Raw genomic sequence first — 16,666 nt, forward strand, 5'->3', positions numbered from 1 at the left:
GCCGAAATGCCTGCCGTTGCTAGACATTGCCAGCCAGTGCCCGTCACTCCCACTCAAATGTTAATAGGCCGCCTCTATGAAGGGGGCTGTTTTCGGGGTCGATTTCCAGGGGTTCATTGACACTTGAGGGGCGGGCTATGCCTTCCCTCTTGGCGTCCAATCCGCCCCTTGGGGCGTCAAATCAAGTCCGCTTTGTTCGGGCTGGGGTTGAAGTTGAAGCTGGGAATCTCCCCCGGCTTATGGCTGGCTGATGGTACTGGTTTGGGTGTCGCTGGGGTGGCTTTCTTGGGGGCCGGTTGGGAGGATGCCGGCGGTCTTGCGGTGGCCTTTTCAGGCTCGCCTGGCGACCGAATCAGACTGTTCACATAGCTGATAAAAGCATCATATCCGAAGCTGATTTTCCCTTCATCGTGCAGCGTTTTCCAGATGGCTTTTACCGGCCAGCCATCGGTCAAAGCCTCTTTTATGATGTCGTCGCGCTGGGCCAGGAAAGCCGCCCGATTCTGTCCTGAACGGGTGGGCTTTTGGGTCTGCATTTGCGCTGCAATGCGCTCTGTAAGCCGTTTAGTCATGCCGATTCTACCGCCTTTTATATGTCGATTTATCCGCGATTTAATGCCGATTCTATCGCTATTAAAGCGATTGTAAGGCGACTAAAGCCAGATTGCACGCCTTATGCGTGGAATCGGCTTGTGTTTGTCGATAAAACGGGTTATAGCCGGTAAATGGTAGTGATGTTAAAGTGGTGGTGAAGCGGGCAGGATGTGTGAAGTAGGCCCACCATGCAAGCATGGTGTTCCTCTTCACTTCCCCTTATTCGCACCTGCGGCGCTCAACGGGAATCCTGCCCTGCGGGGCCATCGGCGGACGCCGGAATAAGAGAACCAGGAGGACGCCAAAGATGGAGGCGACAGAGCAGAAGGTAACGAGAAAAAGCAGCACGCCGATCAAGGTGTATTGCCTGCCGGAAGAGCGGGCCGCCATTGAGGCCAACGCACAAGCGGCTGGCTTGAGTACGTCTGCTTTTTTGCTGGCCGTGGGGCAGGGTTACGCCGTCCAGGGCGTGACCGATTACGAGAACGTGCGCGAGCTGGTGCGGGTCAATGGCGACCTGGGCCGCCTCGGTGGTCTGCTGAAATTGTGGCTGACCGACGATGCCCGAACGGCCCGGTTCAGCGCTGAAACTGTCTTGGGCCTGCTGGCCCGGATTGAGGCCAACCAGGACGAAATGAGCCGATTGATGGAATCTATTGTGCGACCCAGGGCAGCATCATGATTGCCAAGCATGTTGCCATGCGTTCCCTGGGCAAATCAGACTTTGCCGACCTGGCTAAATACATCACCGACGCACAGAGCAAAGACCACCGGCTGGGCCATGTTCAGGTCACGAATTGCGAGGCGCATTCAGTGCGCGATGCCATCACCGAAGTGCTGGCCACCCAGCACATGAACACCAGGGCCAAGGGCGATAAGACCTATCACCTGATTGTCAGTTTTCGCGCCGGCGAGAATCCCGATGCCGACACCTTGAAGGCGATAGAGGAACGGATTTGCCAAGGGCTAGGGTTTGGTGAGCATCAGCGTATCAGCGCCGTGCATAACGACACCGACAACCTGCACATCCACATTGCCATCAACAAGATTCACCCGACCAGGCACACGATGCACGAACCGTACTATCCGCACCTGGCGCTGGCCGACTTGTGCGAGACGCTGGAACGGGACTATGGCCTGGAGGCAGACAATCACCGGCCGCAGCAGCGCGGGGCGGCATCGAGGGCCGCCGACATGGAGCGCCATGCCGGCGTGGAAAGTCTGGTGGGCTGGATCAAGCGCGAATGCCTGGACGACATTAAAGCCGCGCAGTCCTGGACGGAGCTGCACCAGGTCATGCGTGATAACGGCCTGGAGATTACGCCAAGGGGTAACGGGTTGGTGATCCGGGCCGATGACGGCACGATGGTCAAGCCCAGCACCCTGTCCCGCGATCTGTCCAAGCCTGCCCTGGAAAAGCGGCTGGGAGCCTTTGAGGCGTCACCGGATCAGCAGGAGAAGCCGCCCAGGCGGCAGTATCAAAAGAAGCCGGTACGGTCACGCGCTGACACCACCGAGCTTTATGCCAGGTACAAGGATGAGCAGAAGAATTTGACCGCCGCCAGGGCCGAAGCATTGGCCGCGGCGAAGCGGCGTAAGGATCGGGCCGTGGTCGCTGCCAAACAGAAGGCCGCCGCCAAGCGGGCAGCAATCAAGCTGGCCGGTGGCGGTCGGGTGGCCAAAAAACTGCTGTACTCACAAACCAGTGCGACGCTACGCGCCGAACTGGATGGGATATACAAGGGATACACCAAAGAGCGTGAACGGCTGCACCAGGGCCACCAGCGCCGCCAGTGGGCCGATTGGCTCAAGCAAGAGGCTACCCAGGGTAACAGCGAGGCGCTGGCTGCCTTGCGGGCCAGAGAGGCCGCCCAGGGATTGAAGGGCAACACGGTCAAAGGGCAAGGTCAGGCGAAGCCTGGCCATGCGCCAGTGATCGACAACATCACCAAGACGGGCACGATCATTTACCGGGCCGGTGCCAGTGCCGTGAGGGATGACGGCGACCGGCTGCAAGTCTCGACCGGCACCGACCGCGCCGGCGTTCAGGAAGCCTTGAGGCTGGCCGCAGAGCGGTACGGCAGCCGTATCACCGTTAACGGTACAACCGAGTTCAAGGCCCAGGCGATTCGGGCCGCCGTGGATGGCAAGCTGCCCATTACGTTTGCTGATCCAGCCCTGGAAAAGCGCCGCCTGGCACTGCTGCAAGACAATTTCAGCGTGACCAACAAGCCGGGTGTTCCCGGTGTCGGCAAGGTGCCGCCGCCGGTGGCCAGGGCGGGCCGTTTGCGTTCCTTGTCTCAAGCCGAAGCGTTGCAGATCGAGGGCGCAGCGGCAGCAGTTACACCGCAGAAACCCGCACCTACCCCAGCGCCTGCGCCGGGTGAGCTGGAACGCCGTAAAGCCAAGCTGCAAGCGGAACTGAACGCCAAGAAGGAAAAGGCAAAGCAGCGCAAAGGGCGCAGCCGTTAGTGCTTGTGCATTTCGGTATTTTTGCTATCATTGGTAGCAGGTACACCAAAAGGTAAGAGAATGGCAAATTTGAACATTCGCAATTTACCCGATGAGGTGCACCAGGCGCTGAAAGTTCGAGCGGCGCTGAACAACCGGAGCACCGAGGCGGAAATACGCGAGATATTGACCGCAGCAGTTCAACCGCTGGATTTGGAAAAAATGGGCCGAGCTGTCGGCCTGGAGAAACCAGCAAAGAAGTAAAGCAGTAATTTCGTGCAGGGTTGCACGACACACACCGACCTTAGAAAAAACGTAAGCCCTGGCGTGACGGTGTCGCAAGTGGGCGGGTACCTTGGCAGATTTTGGCGAACTGCCCCGTGATGGCCCAACCCCATAACCAGCAGTAACAGTGTTATGGGACAGATTAGCCGCAATAGCTAACTCACATCATCGAGGTACTCGACCATGAAGCGTGTCCGCCTTTTAGCGGCTAAATCCGCTGTTGCCGTTGCGCTCGCAACCGGCTTTATCACCACTACCATCACCCCCGTTCAGGCCGGTATCCCCGTTATCGACGGTGGCAACCTGGTGCAGAACATCATGTCTGCGATGGAGGCCGTCGCGCAGACCGCCAAGCAAATCGAGCAATACCAGACCCAATTGCAGCAGTACGAAAACCAGCTACAGAACACGATGGCTCCGGCCGCCTATATCTGGGATCAGGCCCAGGCCACGATCGGCAAACTGATCGAGGCGCAAAATACTCTGGCGTACTACCAGAACCAGCTTGGCAGCCTGGATTCCTACCTGGGCAAGTTCCAGGACGTGGCCTATTACCGCAGCTCGCCGTGCTTCAACGGTTCGGGCGGTTGCACGCCGGCCGAAAAGGCAGCGATGGAAGAAAACCGCCGCCTAGCCAGTGAAAGCCAGAAGGTGGCCAATGATGCCCTGTTCAAAACGCTGGAAAATCAAGAGAAAGCCTTGCGTAACGATGCCCGTAACCTGGAGCGGTTGCAGGGTGCGGCCCAGGGCGCACAAGGCCAGCTCCAAGCCATCGGCTATGCAAACCAGCTCGCCAGCCAGCAGGCAAACCAGCTCTTGCAGATTCGTAGCCTTCTCATGGCACAGCAAACAGCCGTAGGAGCCAAGATGCAGGCTGATGCTGATCGGCAAGCGATAGAACAAGCCTCTCATGAGTATCTTTTCAAAGGTTTGGAAGAATCCACTAACCGTTCAAACGACAAGGGGTTTTGACTATGAAAGCTCTATTTAAAAATCTCTTGTTCGTTGTCTTTGTCAGTTGCACGGTGGCTGGTTGCGATCAACCAGAGCCGAAGGATGAAGTGCCAGAAATCTATAAAAGTTTGCAGGAGCCTACCGACCGCTCGAAGGATAAGGAGTTCTAAGATGAAAAACTTATTTGTTCGATTAGGTATTTTATTGGTGCTTGTTATGCTTTCTCAAACGGCATCGGCGGCACTTGAAACGAGTGGTGTTTTAAATGACGTAGGAACTCGTTTTTTGAACGAAAGCTCGACTTGGGGAGCCAAAATAACAGAGTATGCAACCTGGCTGTTCTGGACGCTGGTTGTGATTTCGATGGTCTGGACGTTCGGCATGATGGCCTTACGCAAGGCCGACATTGGCGAGTTCTTCGCGGAGTTCGTCCGGTTCACGATCTTCACCGGCTTTTTCTGGTGGCTGCTCATCAACGGCCCAAATTTCGCAATGGATATTATCAACTCATTGCGGACGATTGGCGCGGAAGCCGCTGGGCTTCCAAGGGAGTTAAACCCGTCAACGCCGATCTCTATCGCTTTTGACATTATTGCTAAAGCAGCTAAGTCGTATAGCGTAACCAGTCCAATCGACAACCTATCTATATTTTTGACTACTTTGGCCATTTTGGCGTGTATGGCCGTGGTTGCGGCTAACGTGTTGCTGGCCCTCGTTACCGCCTGGGTGCTTGCTTATGCTGGTGTTTTTGTCTTGGGCTTTGGTGGGTCGCGTTGGACTTCCGACATTGCCATTAACTACTTCCGAAGTGTTGCCGGAATTGCACTCAAGTTAATGACTATGACCCTGCTGGTTGGTATCGCTGTATCCATCATTGACGGTTATCACGCTGACCTTGCCGATAAAGCGCCAATGAAAGAGTTGCTAATCATCTTTGTTGTGTCGCTTGTCCTGGTCATCTTGGTAAACACCATACCGAACGTCATTGCAGGCTTGATTCCTGGCGGTGGCGCAGCCGCAAGTGCCGGTAGTTCTTTTGGTGCTGGTGCCATCATGGGTGCGGGTATGGCTGCGGCTGGCATGGCCACTGGCGGCGCAGCCCTTGCAGCAAAAGCAACGATGGGCGCGGCGGCCGGCGCTGCGGGCGGCGCATCCGCTATCCAGGCAGCATTCCAGAAAGCATCAGCGGCTATGGAGGCCGGCGGTGACATGCCCAGCATGGGGTCAATCGTCAACGGCAGCAGCGGTGGTGGTGAAGCGGGTACGGCTGGCAGTTCGCCGTTTGCCCAGGCCGCAGGCTTTAGTGACAGCGGCAGCAGCTCAAGCGGTGGCGGGTTTGCCAGGGCGGCGAAGCTGGCCGCTGGTACTGCATCCGAGCTGGCCAAGGGGGTCGGTTCTCAAATGCAGCAAGGGTTCCAGGAGAGGGTAGCAGAGACAACCGGCGGAAAACTGGCCGCTGGCATCCGTGCCAGCATGGAGCCAGAAGGCAGCACAGAGCAGAGCGCCGGCGGCCAGCAATTTGAGGGCAACAGCCTTGGCGGTGATGCCGGCACTTCCGACAAATACGATAGGGGTTAAGACGATGGAAAAGCCATATCTGGCCGCTATAGCGGCCCTGGATGAAACGCCAAGGGTAGAAGTGCCGGAGTTCGTTTCACCCTTGGGTGATCAAACGGCCGAAGTTGATCGAGAGGCAGAAACAGCCGCTTTTGTGTCGCGTCCTGAGCCGACGCGGGAGCTTGAGCCAGCCAGGCCAACGGAGACAAAGCACTACCAGGGTGCGGGCAATGGTAGATCCCCATTTGCAGAAGCAGCAGGGCTGTATTTGTGAGGCGCACCGGGCTGGTTGTGGCCAGCCCGGCACTTTCAATCAACACCTATTGGAGAGGTGAATCATGACAACACAACATCTTATCGAAGCCGGGCAAGTAGTGCACCAGGCGGCCAGCATTCTTGCTTCCCTGGAGTTCATCGACCAGGCCGCCGCGCAGCAGATCGGGCCGATGGCCGAGGCGGTGGCCAATGTTTTCATGGTGGTCTACTACCAGGCAGAAACCGGACGCGCTACGCCGGCAGATTTTCAGGAAGCCATGAATACGTTGCAGCAGGTGTTGCCCAGGGCTATGAGGGAGGGGTAACAGATGGGGATGGAAGATCGAGACTGGTACCGCGAGGACTACAAGCGGCGGCAAACCATCAAAGCAGGAAAAGTGTCATTCTGGAACCAGAGCATAACGACAACACGCAAGCAGTTGGTGATCCACTTTCTGTCTATCCAAATCGGGGTGGTGATTGGGGTCTATGGGTTGCCGGTGTTGCTTGATGCTTTGAGTAAATGAGCTTTTGAGTAAATGAGAAAGGCGGCCATTGGCCGCCTTTCTACTCTTCGTCGTTAGGCCATTCTCGCCCGACTGGTGGGGCATCGACCCATTCGCGTTCTTCCGGTGGTAATGGGTACGCGCCGGAGGCCTCGACCCCTTCCAGAAGTTCGCCCATTGTGTAGCGTGGTGGCCACTGCCTGGACGTGTGTAGCACTCGCAGAATACGCACCACGTTGCCGGCCGTGTCATACACCAGGATGTAATTCCGGTGTGCCACGAGCTCGCGGGTGCCAGGCACCCGGCCAGTCCTACCCAGGCCGGGATGATTGAGCAGCAGGTCGGCTTTTTCTGAAAACAGCTCATCGAGGGCCAACGCGGCCGCCGGCGCGTGCTGCGCGATGTACTCGCGTATTTTCTTCCTGTCAGCGTGTGCTGGCCGTGTCCATACCAGCTTCACGATGTAGTAACGCTGGCCATCTTCCGGCGCGTTTCAGCCCGCCAGGCTTCGGCTTCGGCTTCCACTTCGGCCGCCGGGATTACGTCGCCGGCATTGGCCGAGTCCAGGCCGATTTGTACCTGGCGACGGAACCAGGCGTCATGCGCGGCCGCTTCCTCTTGCTGTCGCACGAAGTCGCGCATGAAGTCGCGTAGAAGCTGGGCGCTGCTGCGGTCGCGGGCCTTGGCGGCCGTGGAGAATTCTGTTTTCAGGGATTCATCGACCCGAAAGGTAAAGGTGGCTTCGCTCATGTCGCGGCCCTCTTGTGTTACAAACATAGTGCAATATAACACGAAACAAGCCGCGCTGAAACTGTCTTGTTTGTCGCATAAGTCCTAAGTTATGCAACACTATGGTTTTCCCCGCTTTCCCTGGCGTTGTCGTGTTCCATGTTCTAGTCGCGCAATGCCCGGTGGTTGCAATAGAACCGGAGACACGACCATGAGACACCAGAACGACCCCGGCACCTTTGACCTGATGACAGGCCGCTTGCTGCTGGGCTATGCCCGCGTCAGTACAGACGAACAGGACTTAACCAACCAGCGGGCCGATCTGCACGCCGCAGGCTGCACCCGTATCTATGCCGAGAAAGTTACCGGGGCGCGGCGCGACCGGCCCGAGCTGGCCCGGTTACTCGATCACTTGCGGCCTGGCGATGTTGTCACCGTGACCCGGCTTGACCGCCTGGCCCGCAGTACACGCGACCTGCTGGATATTGCCGCCCGCATCCAGGAGGCCGGCGCAGGGCTTCGCAGTTTAGCCGAGCCGTGGGCCGACACGACGACCCCAGCGGGCCGCATGGTGTTGACCATCTTTGCCGGTATTGCGGAGTTCGAGCGGTGCTTGATACTGGATCGAACCAGGGAAGGCCGTGAAGCGGCCAAAGCCCGAGGCGTGAAGTTTGGCCCACGGCCTACCCTCACCCCGGCACAGATTGAACATGCCCGCGAACTGATCGAGCAGGAAGGCCGACAGGTCAAGGAGGTGGCCGAGCTGTTCGGTGTGCATCGCTCGACGATATACCGCGCCCTGGAACGTAGCGAGGAAGTCACGGCAGCCGAAGCCAAGCAGCGCGGCGCTTTCCTGGAGGACGCTTTGACAGAGACTGATGCCCTGGCCGCCGGCGGCGACCAGGCGGATGAACGCCAAGAGGAAATGCCGTTTTTTGATAATGAGAGCGGCCCGTCAGACGATCTTCCGCCGCCGCCGTATCGAACGCAGAGCCTGCCGCAAATCCTGGCGGGCCTCACCGATGACGAGCTGGCGAGATGGCCCGGCGAGATGGCCGACCAGGAGCGGGAACGACGCACAAATCTAGCAGCTAGATAGTATTTACCTGCTAGATAGTAGATAGCAGCTATCTTTTATCTAGCTGCTATCTTATAATTCATCCATCCAAAGCAGATGGAGAAAAGTCATGGCGGCCATAGTCGCGTTTGTTTCACAGAAGGGCGGTGTAGGGAAATCAACCCTGGCCCGCGCCCTTGCCCGCGAAGCGGCCGCCGGCGGCTTGCGCGTGAAGATTGCCGACCTGGACACCCAGCAAGGCACGTCCGTCGATTGGCACCGGCTGCGGTTGTCCCAGGGCATCGAGCCGGTTGTGTCGGCAGAGGCGTTTGCTACTGCTGCCCAGGCGTTGGAAGCCGCACAAGGATATGACCTGCTCATCATCGACGGGCCGGCGCGTACCAGTTCGGCCACGCTGGATATAGCCCGCGCTGCTGACCTGGTGGTGCAGCCGTCCGGCGCTTCAAGGGATGACCTGATTCCGGCGGTGCGGGAGTTTCACGCGCTGACCAAGGCAGGTGTTCCAGGTGAGCGCCTGGCGTTTGCCCTGAACCGGATCGGCACGCCAGCGGAGGAAGTCGCAGCGCGGGTTTACTTGCAGCAGGCCGGGTACACGGTACTGGATGGCAGCTTGCGCGACCGACCCGCTTACCGACAGGCGCAAAACACAGGCCACAGCGTCACAGAAACCCGCTTTGCCGGGCTGAATGAGCGGGCCGACACACTCATTCAATCACTGATAGACCGGGTGACTCATGGCTGATGTATCAAAGCTGAAAAAATTGAGAGGGCGGCGCGCCGAGCTGGGGGCACCGCCGACATTGGAAGAGGCCAGCGACAACCTGGCCGCACCGGAGGTTGCGCCAGTTGCGCCGGTGCCGGAACAAGCGCCGGCACCGGCGAGGCTGCCGAAGATGGCCGTTACCGACAAGGTTGATGGCCGCTCAACACGCAAGACAAACCGAACCGTTCAGTTCGCCACGCGGGTTACTCCTGAATGGGATGCCCGTATTAGAGCGATTGCCAAACGTGAAGGCGTGATGCTGGTTGAGGTGCTGGAAAAGGCACTGGATTTGTACGATTCAAAATCTAGCAGCTAGATGATAGGTAGCGGCTAGATAAAAGATAGCTGCTAGATTGAATTTTGATAACTGCATTGTTTGCTATTGCTGGACAGCGCGGCAGAGGTGAGGCATGATTACGTTTGAGGCTAAAGATGTCATCAATCCGACTGCATTCAAAGAGGTGCTTTTGATTGGTGGCGTGAAAGGTGCGACTGTTCGCCTGGCAAAAGACAAGGGCTTGCTAGTCCTGGTGTTGCGGATTGGCGAAGAGAACCGCATTTTGGGACAGTATCGGGGCGGTGCCCGTTACTTCCGCACGGTGGATGGAGCAGCGTCAGTGCTGATACAGCACGGCATCTACCAGTTCGATGCGGAATTGACCGGTTGGACGCCGCGAACACTGTTTCGCAGTAGAGGCGGCGAGTTGCTGGATGGCACCAGAGGCGAGCCTTAGAAAAGCAAAAGCCCCGTTTTGGCGACGGGGCTTTGCAGGAATACGGGTCAACAACTTTGGCGAGTTATTGACACGACCGCCGTAGAACGAAGAACGAAGTAGTACGAACGGTTTAGCTAAACTTCATTCTACGGCCTTGCTCCTGCTTTGACAAGCCTTTGCGCGGATTCGCGCAGGCTGAAAGGGGCCACATGGCGGCTGTAGCACAACTATCATTATTTGACCGGGCCGAAGAGGCCAGGGCATACCACGATCCCGGCCGTTCCGGCTTTTTCTCCATTCTGGTCGATGTACACGGCGACAAGCGGCAGTCATCACACCGCCTGGTCGAGATGCCGACCGTCTTGGAGCTGATCGACAAGACCCGCGACACCTGGCTAACGCAGGCCGAGTTCATCCGGCCTAACCGGCGCGTGGTGAACCTTGCCCGTATCGGCCTGATGTTTGCCGACCTGGATACCTACCGGCAGCCGTGGGCTACTGGCAGGACGCCGGAGCAACTGGCAGCATCCGTTTTGTATCACTGCGCCCAGGAGGGCATCCCGACGCCCTCGCTGCTGATTTTCAGCGGGCGAGGGATACAGGCCAAGTGGCTCCTGGATCGACCTGTGCCGCGCCAGGCGTTGCCCAGGTGGAATGCTTGCCAGAAGTACCTGATAGACCGCCTGATGGCCATAGGGGCCGACGTGGCGGCCAAGGACGCCAGCCGAGTGCTACGCCTGGTTGATACGGTCAACACCAAAAGCGGTGAAATATGCCGCGTTGTGCACGTCGAAACCGGGGCCGATGGCCAGCCGGTGCGGTATGGCTTCGAGTACCTGGCCGAAATGCTCTTGCCGGTGGCCCGCTGGGAGATCGAGCAGCAGCGCGAGGCCCGCGCCGAGCGCCGGCAGCAGCTCAAGCTGTTGCCTGGTACCAAGACCGACAACCTACGCGGATTCAGCGGCCGGCAATTGGCCTGGCACCGCCTGGAGGATCTACGCAAGTTGGCCACCCTGCGCGGCGGCGTCCAGGAAGGCGAGCGTATGCAGCACCTTTTCTGGCGTCTGAACTTCCTGCTGTTGTCCGGTGCGACCCACAGCGGGCAGATGTACCACGAAGCAAAAGCCCTGGCCCGCGAACTGGCCCCCGACTGGCAGCAGAACAGCAAAGAGCTGATGACGTTGTACTCCAAGGCGAAAGCCTACGAGGCCGGCGAGAAAATCACGTTCGGTGGCAAGGAATACGCCCCGCTGTACACCCCGCGCAATGACACGCTCATCAACCTGTTTCAGATCACCGACCAGGAACAGTGCGAGCTGCGAACCATCATCAGCCGAGATATGGCCGCCGAGCGGCGCAGGGAGCGCGACAGAGAGCGCGACACGGCCCGTAGGCGGGCCGCTGGTGCGGTGGATAGGGAAACGTATCTGGAAGCGGCCAACACCAAGCAGGCGCAAGCACAGGCGCTCAGGGAACAAGGCTTGAGTGTCAGGGCGATTGCAGCGCAAATGGGGGTTTCCGTTGGCTCGGTCTCTGGCTATCTGAAGGCTGGGGCCAGTGTTCAAAGTGGCTCCCCTATTACAGGGGCAGTCATGGAAAAGTCGGGTGTTCAAAGTCCCTCCCCTATTACTAATGGCGAAGCCTACGCCCGGCCCGTAGGGCCTGCTTTTGAGTAGCCCGGCATTGAATAAATGCGAGTAGCCGCAAGGGGGGTGGGTAACTTGCTTGCAAGTTATCCATGCCCCGCGCAGTGCCGGAACGGCACGGAGTTTTGCCAGTGAGACAAGTCCCTCCCCTATTACTAATGGCGAAGCCTGGAAGGTGTTTGTATGGCCAGAACAAAAAAATCATTCCCGCCTGAATTGCTGGAAGAACTGCGCGTGATGCCGGTGGTGGCCGCGCTCGATGCCTTGGGGCTGTACTGGAAGCATGATCCCGACTTTGTGCCGGTGAAGGATAAATCGACCGTCCGGCTGAATGTCGCCCTGGGCGGTGGTGGTGTAGAGCTGCTGGCTACTGGCCCGAAGTGGTACGACACCAGGGCAGAGAAGGGCGGCGGCGGTGCGGTCGATCTGGCCATGTACCTGTTGCGCCTGGACTTTGTGACGGCGGTGAAGCGGTTCCAGTCGAATTGTTCAAAATTTAGCCGCTAAAGGTGTGGTTGGTGGTTCATGCGTAAAAACGGCCCTCTAGAATCGCGCAGGGGCGACGTTCTCGACCGTGCCAATGCATTGGCATGTCCTGCTCCTGAAAAAGCGTCTACAGCCCTTGTAGACGCTCTCCCGCCTTTCAAGATAGCCGCTATCTAGCCGCTATCTATCATCTAGCTGCTAACTCATCCCCAATACCAGAACATCGTCGCTGCTGGCCAAGTCCCGAAAGGTTGAACGCCAAGAGGGAAGGAAGGGCAGGGGGCACCCGGCTGGGCCGCGTGGTGGCCGGGCGCTCCAGGCGGCGGCTGATTCCGACGAGAGGTTAATAACGCCTTGCATAATAATAAGAATAAGAGTAATATTATTATTATTCTTACCGAGTCAGCAGGAGTCCCCGACCATGAGCCAGATACCCGCCGAAATCCGCGACCGCATCACCGCCGTTGCAAATGAGCTGTTCGAGGACGCCGGGCGCGAGGCGTTCCCGACCGTTGACGCCGTGCGCAGGGCAGCGCGGGCAGACATGAATACAACCAGCGCGGTAATGCGCGAGTGGCGACGGGCGCAGACCGCCCAGGCGGTTCCGGTGGCTGTTGCCGTGCCGGAAACCATTACCCAGGCAAACGCTGTTGCCCTGGCCGCGTTGTGGCAGCAGGCGCAGGAGCTGGCAAACGAATCGCTACAGGCTGCACAGGCGGCATGGGAAACCGAGCGGGTCGAGCTGGATGCCATGCGGGCGGAGCTGGCCGACGCTTATGAATCGCAGGCAACCGAACTTGACGAGGTGCGGGCTGGTCTTGAGCGGGCAAACGCCGCTACCGACCAGGTTCATGCCGAGCTGGCCACGACCAGGGCAGAGCTGTCCCAGGCTGTTATGCGGGCCGAGAGGGCCGAAGCCAAGGCGGACGAAATCGAACGCCGGGCCAACGATCTGCGGGCCGAACTTGACCGGGCACATGCTGATGCAGACCAGGCGCGGGCGACGCTGGCCGAGCAGCAGAAAACGTCAGATAAGTATTTTGTCGAGCTGGGCAAGGCGCGTGATGAGGCGGCCCAGGTCAGTGCGAAGAATCGACAATTGGACGCCGACCTGGCCGGTGCGGTGGCGCGTCAAAAGGACGTGACCCGAGAGCTTGAAGCGGGCCGGGCCGAGCTGTTGGAAGCGAAGCAGCAGGCGTCAGAGTTGCGCGAAGAAGTGGCCCGGCTCAATGGAGCGACGGCGACCTATAAGGAAATGCTGGAGCGGTTTGAGGTGGCGGCGAAAGCAGCGACCAGGGCGAGAAAGCAGCCCAAGGCCGAGGGCTGAAATGGTCAACATCCCGAGCGGTTGCCCCTCTATTGTAAACAAGACATTTTTATCTTTTATATTCAATGGCTTATTTTCCTGCTAATTGGTAATACCATGAAAAATACCATGCTCAGAAAAGGCTTAACAATATTTTGAAAAATTGCCTACTGAGCGCTGCCGCACAGCTCCATAGGCCGCTTTCCTGGCTTTGCTTCCAGATGTATGCTCTTCTGCTCCTGCAGCTAATGGATCACCGCAAACAGGTTACTCGCCTGGGGATTCCCTTTCGACCCGAGCATCCGTATGAGACTCATGCTCGATTATTATTATTATAGAAGCCCCCATGAATAAATCGCTCATCATTTTCGGCATCGTCAACATAACCTCGGACAGTTTCTCCGATGGAGGCCGGTATCTGGCGCCAGACGCAGCCATTGCGCAGGCGCGTAAGCTGATGGCCGAGGGGGCAGATGTGATCGACCTCGGTCCGGCATCCAGCAATCCCGACGCCGCGCCTGTTTCGTCCGACACAGAAATCGCGCGTATCGCGCCGGTGCTGGACGCGCTCAAGGCAGATGGCATTCCCGTCTCGCTCGACAGTTATCAACCCGCGACGCAAGCCTATGCCTTGTCGCGTGGTGTGGCCTATCTCAATGATATTCGCGGTTTTCCAGACGCTGCGTTCTATCCGCAATTGGCGAAATCATCTGCCAAACTCGTCGTTATGCATTCGGTGCAAGACGGGCAGGCAGATCGGCGCGAGGCACCCGCTGGCGACATCATGGATCACATTGCGGCGTTCTTTGACGCGCGCATCGCGGCGCTGACGGGTGCCGGTATCAAACGCAACCGCCTTGTCCTTGATCCCGGCATGGGGTTTTTTCTGGGGGCTGCTCCCGAAACCTCGCTCTCGGTGCTGGCGCGGTTCGATGAATTGCGGCTGCGCTTCGATTTGCCGGTGCTTCTGTCTGTTTCGCGCAAATCCTTTCTGCGCGCGCTCACAGGCCGTGGTCCGGGGGATGTCGGGGCCGCGACACTCGCTGCAGAGCTTGCCGCCGCCGCAGGTGGAGCTGACTTCATCCGCACACACGAGCCGCGCCCCTTGCGCGACGGGCTGGCGGTATTGGCGGCGCTGAAAGAAACCGCAAGAATTCGTTAACTGCACATTCGGGATATTTCTCTATATTCGCGGTTCAGCAGGCATGTCCCCTTTGAGGGCGACCCGACGACAGGATAATCGACCTTATGGTGCGCAAATATTTCGGCACAGACGGTATTCGTGGCAAAGCCAACGAAGGCGCGATGACGGCGGAAACCGCCTTGCGCGTCGGCATGGCGGCTGGCCGTGTCTTTCGTCGCGGTGACCACCGCCATCGTGTCGTGATCGGCAAGGATACGCGCCTGTCGGGCTATATGCTTGAACCCGCGCTCACAGCCGGTTTCACCTCGATGGGCATGGACGTATTCCTTTTTGGCCCGCTGCCGACAACGTATAGGAAGAATAAACGCCCTTTTCACCCAAGTCCAACAGCTTTGGACCGCAGTTGACTCTTTCGACACCCCTGCGATGCAACCCAATCCGGCTGACGGGGAGCCAGCAACGCTGAAAATTTACCCTCCTCTTTCCCACTAGCGGCTCCTTTTCCGACAACCAGCACGGCGGATCCCTGCCGCGGCGCTGTGAACGCAGCATTTTGATTGGTATCGTTGGCCTTCAGGCTCGTCAGTCAAACAGACCCAGGAGCAGCTCAGCCGGTGGCGCCCGGCTTTCGGGTAACGCCCTGGTCCCGCTGGTTTCGGCTTTGTGCTTCAGGTGATCAAGGATCTGCTTGATCACTATAGGGTCTTCAATGCAGGCGATGACTTTCATGGCGCCGCCGCAGCCGCTGCAGGTCTCGATGTCGATATTGAAAACACGCTTGAGCCGTTGCGCCCATGTCATCGACGCTCGCCGTTGTGCTGGTGTTGCCGGTTCATCAGCCACCCTGACCTTGTTGCCCCTGCCCCGTTTTGCCGGCGTGACCAACGCCCGGTGCCGACTGTTGGGTGCGAACACCCCGTGGAAGCGGGTTAGGTTGACTCTGGGCTTCGGTACCAGGGCGGCCAGCCTTGCAATGAAATCCAATGGTTCGAAAATGACGTGCGTGGTGCCGTCCCGGTACGGCGTCTTGAGCTGGTAGCGCACGTTGCCGCCTCGTGTTAACGACAGCCGCTTCTCGGATACCGCCGGGCGGCTGATGTACCGGCACAGCCGTTCGAGCTTCTTGCGTTCATCGGCCCTGGCCGCCACGCCGGCGTGCAGGCTGGACCCGGCTACCTTGCCAATCCCGTCACCGAACGGATCACCACTGGTCGGCAGAGTTTGCAAAGTGAACACCTTTCGCCCCGCCTGTGAACCGACAGCGATACGGTAAGTGATCGAGTGCCCCAGCAGGGGTGTCATCGGGTCGTCATCCACCGCATCCGAGGCCAGATAGCTGTTTTCGACATCCCGTTCCAGCAGGCCTTGCCGTTCCAGATAGCGACCCACCCGGTGGGCGATGGTGTGCGTCAGCTGGGTGAGCTCTGGGCTGGTCGGCGCCTTGACCCAGCGGAAACGCGCTGAGCCGTGGGATTGCTCGACATACACACCGTCGAGAAACAGCATGTGGAAGTGAACATTCAGATTGAGCGCCGATCCAAAACGCTGGATCAGGGTGACCGCGCCCGTCTTGGCCACTTGGTGGGTATGGCCCGCTTTCTTGACCAGGTGCGTGGCAATGACGCGGTAAACGATGCCCAGCACCCACCCCATGATCTCGGGCCGGCTGGCAAACAGGAAACGCAGCTGAAACGGGAAGCTCAACACCCACTGACGCATGGGTTGTTCAGGCAGTACTTCATCAACCAGCAAGGCGGCACTTTCGGCCATCCGCCGCGCCCCACAGCTCGGGCAGAAACCGCGACGCTTACAGCTGAAAGCGACCAGGTGCTCGGCGTGGCAAGACTCGCAGCGAACCCGTAGAAAGCCATGCTCCAGCCGCCCGCATTGGAGAAATTCTTCAAATTCCCGTTGCACATAGCCCGGCAATTCCTTTCCCTGCTCTGCCATAAGCGCAGCGAATGCCGGGTAATACTCGTCAACGATCTGATAGAGAAGGGTTTGCTCGGGTCGGTGGCTCTGGTAACGACCAGTATCCCGATCCCGGCTGGCCGTCCTGGCCGCCACATGAGGCATGTTCCGCGTCCTTGCAATACTGTGTTTACATACAGTCTATCGCTTAGCGGAAAGTTCTTTTACCCTCAGCCGAAATGCCTGCCGTTGCTAGACATTGCCAGCCAGTGCCCGTCACTCCCA

At 58.6% G+C, this 16,666-nt stretch carries 19 protein-coding genes and 1 pseudogene; 16 read left to right on the top strand and 4 right to left on the bottom strand.

All coding sequences use genetic code 11. From position 1 onward, the window contains the following. Positions 1–176: 176 nt before the first annotated feature. On the bottom strand, positions 177–572 hold the full coding sequence (locus BGP02_RS00595; RefSeq protein WP_286797190.1) for a TraK family protein: 396 nt from the start codon (positions 570–572) through the stop codon (positions 177–179). A 329-nt stretch (positions 573–901) separates the two neighbouring features. Here BGP02_RS00595 and traJ point away from each other — a divergent pair, with 329 nt between their 5' ends. The 7 genes from traJ to BGP02_RS00630 all read left to right on the top strand — a co-directional run bounded on the left by traJ (position 902) and on the right by BGP02_RS00630 (position 6,623). After that, positions 902–1,276, top strand: coding sequence for a conjugal transfer transcriptional regulator TraJ (traJ, locus tag BGP02_RS00600; protein ID WP_033472343.1), 375 nt, complete (start codon positions 902–904; stop codon positions 1,274–1,276). Further along, the gene (gene traI, locus BGP02_RS00605; protein ID WP_033472340.1) at positions 1,273–3,066 is read left to right on the top strand and encodes a TraI/MobA(P) family conjugative relaxase; all 1,794 of its coding nucleotides are present in this window, start codon (positions 1,273–1,275) and stop codon (positions 3,064–3,066) included. Before traJ ends, traI begins: the two co-directional genes overlap by 4 nt. A 60-nt stretch (positions 3,067–3,126) precedes the next feature. Next, a complete protein-coding gene (locus BGP02_RS00610) occupies positions 3,127–3,309 on the top strand; it encodes a FitA-like ribbon-helix-helix domain-containing protein (RefSeq protein ID WP_080699516.1) in 183 nt (60 codons plus the stop codon). 204 nt (positions 3,310–3,513) lie between these two features. Next, positions 3,514–4,302 carry a P-type conjugative transfer protein TrbJ gene (gene trbJ / locus BGP02_RS00615; protein ID WP_033472337.1) on the top strand — a complete coding sequence of 263 codons (789 nt, stop codon included), beginning with the start codon at positions 3,514–3,516 and terminating at the stop codon, positions 4,300–4,302. 153 nt (positions 4,303–4,455) lie between these two features. After that, positions 4,456–5,862, top strand: coding sequence for a P-type conjugative transfer protein TrbL (trbL, locus tag BGP02_RS00620; protein ID WP_033472334.1), 1,407 nt, complete (start codon positions 4,456–4,458; stop codon positions 5,860–5,862). A gap of 317 nt (positions 5,863–6,179) precedes the next feature. Beyond that, on the top strand, positions 6,180–6,422 hold the full coding sequence (locus BGP02_RS00625) for a type I toxin-antitoxin system ptaRNA1 family toxin (RefSeq protein ID WP_033472331.1): 243 nt from the start codon (positions 6,180–6,182) through the stop codon (positions 6,420–6,422). Positions 6,423–6,425: 3 nt separating this feature from the next. Further along, positions 6,426–6,623 carry a hypothetical protein gene (locus BGP02_RS00630; RefSeq protein ID WP_033472328.1) on the top strand — a complete coding sequence of 66 codons (198 nt, stop codon included), beginning with the start codon at positions 6,426–6,428 and terminating at the stop codon, positions 6,621–6,623. 40 nt (positions 6,624–6,663) lie between these two features. Here the strand turns inward: BGP02_RS00630 and BGP02_RS00635 are convergent, their stop codons facing one another. Both BGP02_RS00635 and BGP02_RS00640 read right to left on the bottom strand, forming a co-directional pair. Then, a complete protein-coding gene (locus BGP02_RS00635; RefSeq protein ID WP_080699514.1) occupies positions 6,664–7,062 on the bottom strand; it encodes a type II toxin-antitoxin system RelE/ParE family toxin in 399 nt (132 codons plus the stop codon). Beyond that, positions 7,059–7,352, bottom strand: coding sequence for a CopG family ribbon-helix-helix protein (locus BGP02_RS00640; RefSeq protein WP_033472325.1), 294 nt, complete (start codon positions 7,350–7,352; stop codon positions 7,059–7,061). The genes BGP02_RS00635 and BGP02_RS00640 overlap by 4 nt, the downstream gene beginning before the upstream one ends. A 190-nt stretch (positions 7,353–7,542) precedes the next feature. Here BGP02_RS00640 and BGP02_RS00645 point away from each other — a divergent pair, with 190 nt between their 5' ends. The 9 genes and pseudogenes from BGP02_RS00645 to glmM all read left to right on the top strand — a co-directional run. Continuing rightward, positions 7,543–8,430 carry a recombinase family protein gene (locus tag BGP02_RS00645; protein WP_032491657.1) on the top strand — a complete coding sequence of 296 codons (888 nt, stop codon included), beginning with the start codon at positions 7,543–7,545 and terminating at the stop codon, positions 8,428–8,430. Positions 8,431–8,518: 88 nt separating this feature from the next. Continuing rightward, positions 8,519–9,151, top strand: coding sequence for a nucleotide-binding protein (locus tag BGP02_RS00650; protein WP_032491658.1), 633 nt, complete (start codon positions 8,519–8,521; stop codon positions 9,149–9,151). Next, positions 9,144–9,488, top strand: a complete 345-nt coding sequence (locus BGP02_RS00655) for a hypothetical protein (protein WP_080699513.1) — start codon at positions 9,144–9,146, stop codon at positions 9,486–9,488. Before BGP02_RS00650 ends, BGP02_RS00655 begins: the two co-directional genes overlap by 8 nt. Before the next feature lie 94 nt (positions 9,489–9,582). Next, a complete protein-coding gene (gene parC, locus BGP02_RS00660; RefSeq protein WP_080699512.1) occupies positions 9,583–9,906 on the top strand; it encodes a ParC family partition-associated protein in 324 nt (107 codons plus the stop codon). A 191-nt stretch (positions 9,907–10,097) separates the two neighbouring features. Beyond that, positions 10,098–11,564 (top strand): helix-turn-helix domain-containing protein, encoded by a 1,467-nt coding sequence (locus BGP02_RS00665; RefSeq protein ID WP_050450990.1) that lies wholly within the window; start codon positions 10,098–10,100, stop codon positions 11,562–11,564. Between the two features lie 153 nt (positions 11,565–11,717). Then, positions 11,718–12,041: a hypothetical protein gene (locus BGP02_RS00670; RefSeq protein WP_080699517.1), complete on the top strand. Its 324-nt coding sequence runs from the start codon at positions 11,718–11,720 to the stop codon at positions 12,039–12,041. A 400-nt stretch (positions 12,042–12,441) separates the two neighbouring features. After that, positions 12,442–13,347: a DNA-binding protein gene (locus BGP02_RS00675; RefSeq protein WP_033472345.1), complete on the top strand. Its 906-nt coding sequence runs from the start codon at positions 12,442–12,444 to the stop codon at positions 13,345–13,347. 325 nt (positions 13,348–13,672) lie between these two features. Next, on the top strand, positions 13,673–14,488 hold the full coding sequence (gene sul2 / locus BGP02_RS00680) for a sulfonamide-resistant dihydropteroate synthase Sul2 (protein ID WP_001043260.1): 816 nt from the start codon (positions 13,673–13,675) through the stop codon (positions 14,486–14,488). An 86-nt stretch (positions 14,489–14,574) separates the two neighbouring features. Further along, positions 14,575–14,817, top strand: a pseudogene (gene glmM / locus BGP02_RS00685) (phosphoglucosamine mutase); the annotation flags it as partial. Positions 14,818–15,052: 235 nt separating this feature from the next. Here the strand turns inward: glmM and BGP02_RS00690 are convergent. Next, on the bottom strand, positions 15,053–16,546 hold the full coding sequence (locus tag BGP02_RS00690) for an IS91-like element ISCR2 family transposase (protein WP_001120888.1): 1,494 nt from the start codon (positions 16,544–16,546) through the stop codon (positions 15,053–15,055). Positions 16,547–16,666 lie beyond the last annotated feature (120 nt).

Source organism: Pandoraea sp. 64-18 (genome assembly GCF_001899225.1).
In the GTDB taxonomy this organism is placed as follows: Bacteria; Pseudomonadota; Gammaproteobacteria; order Burkholderiales; family Burkholderiaceae; genus Pandoraea; species Pandoraea cepalis.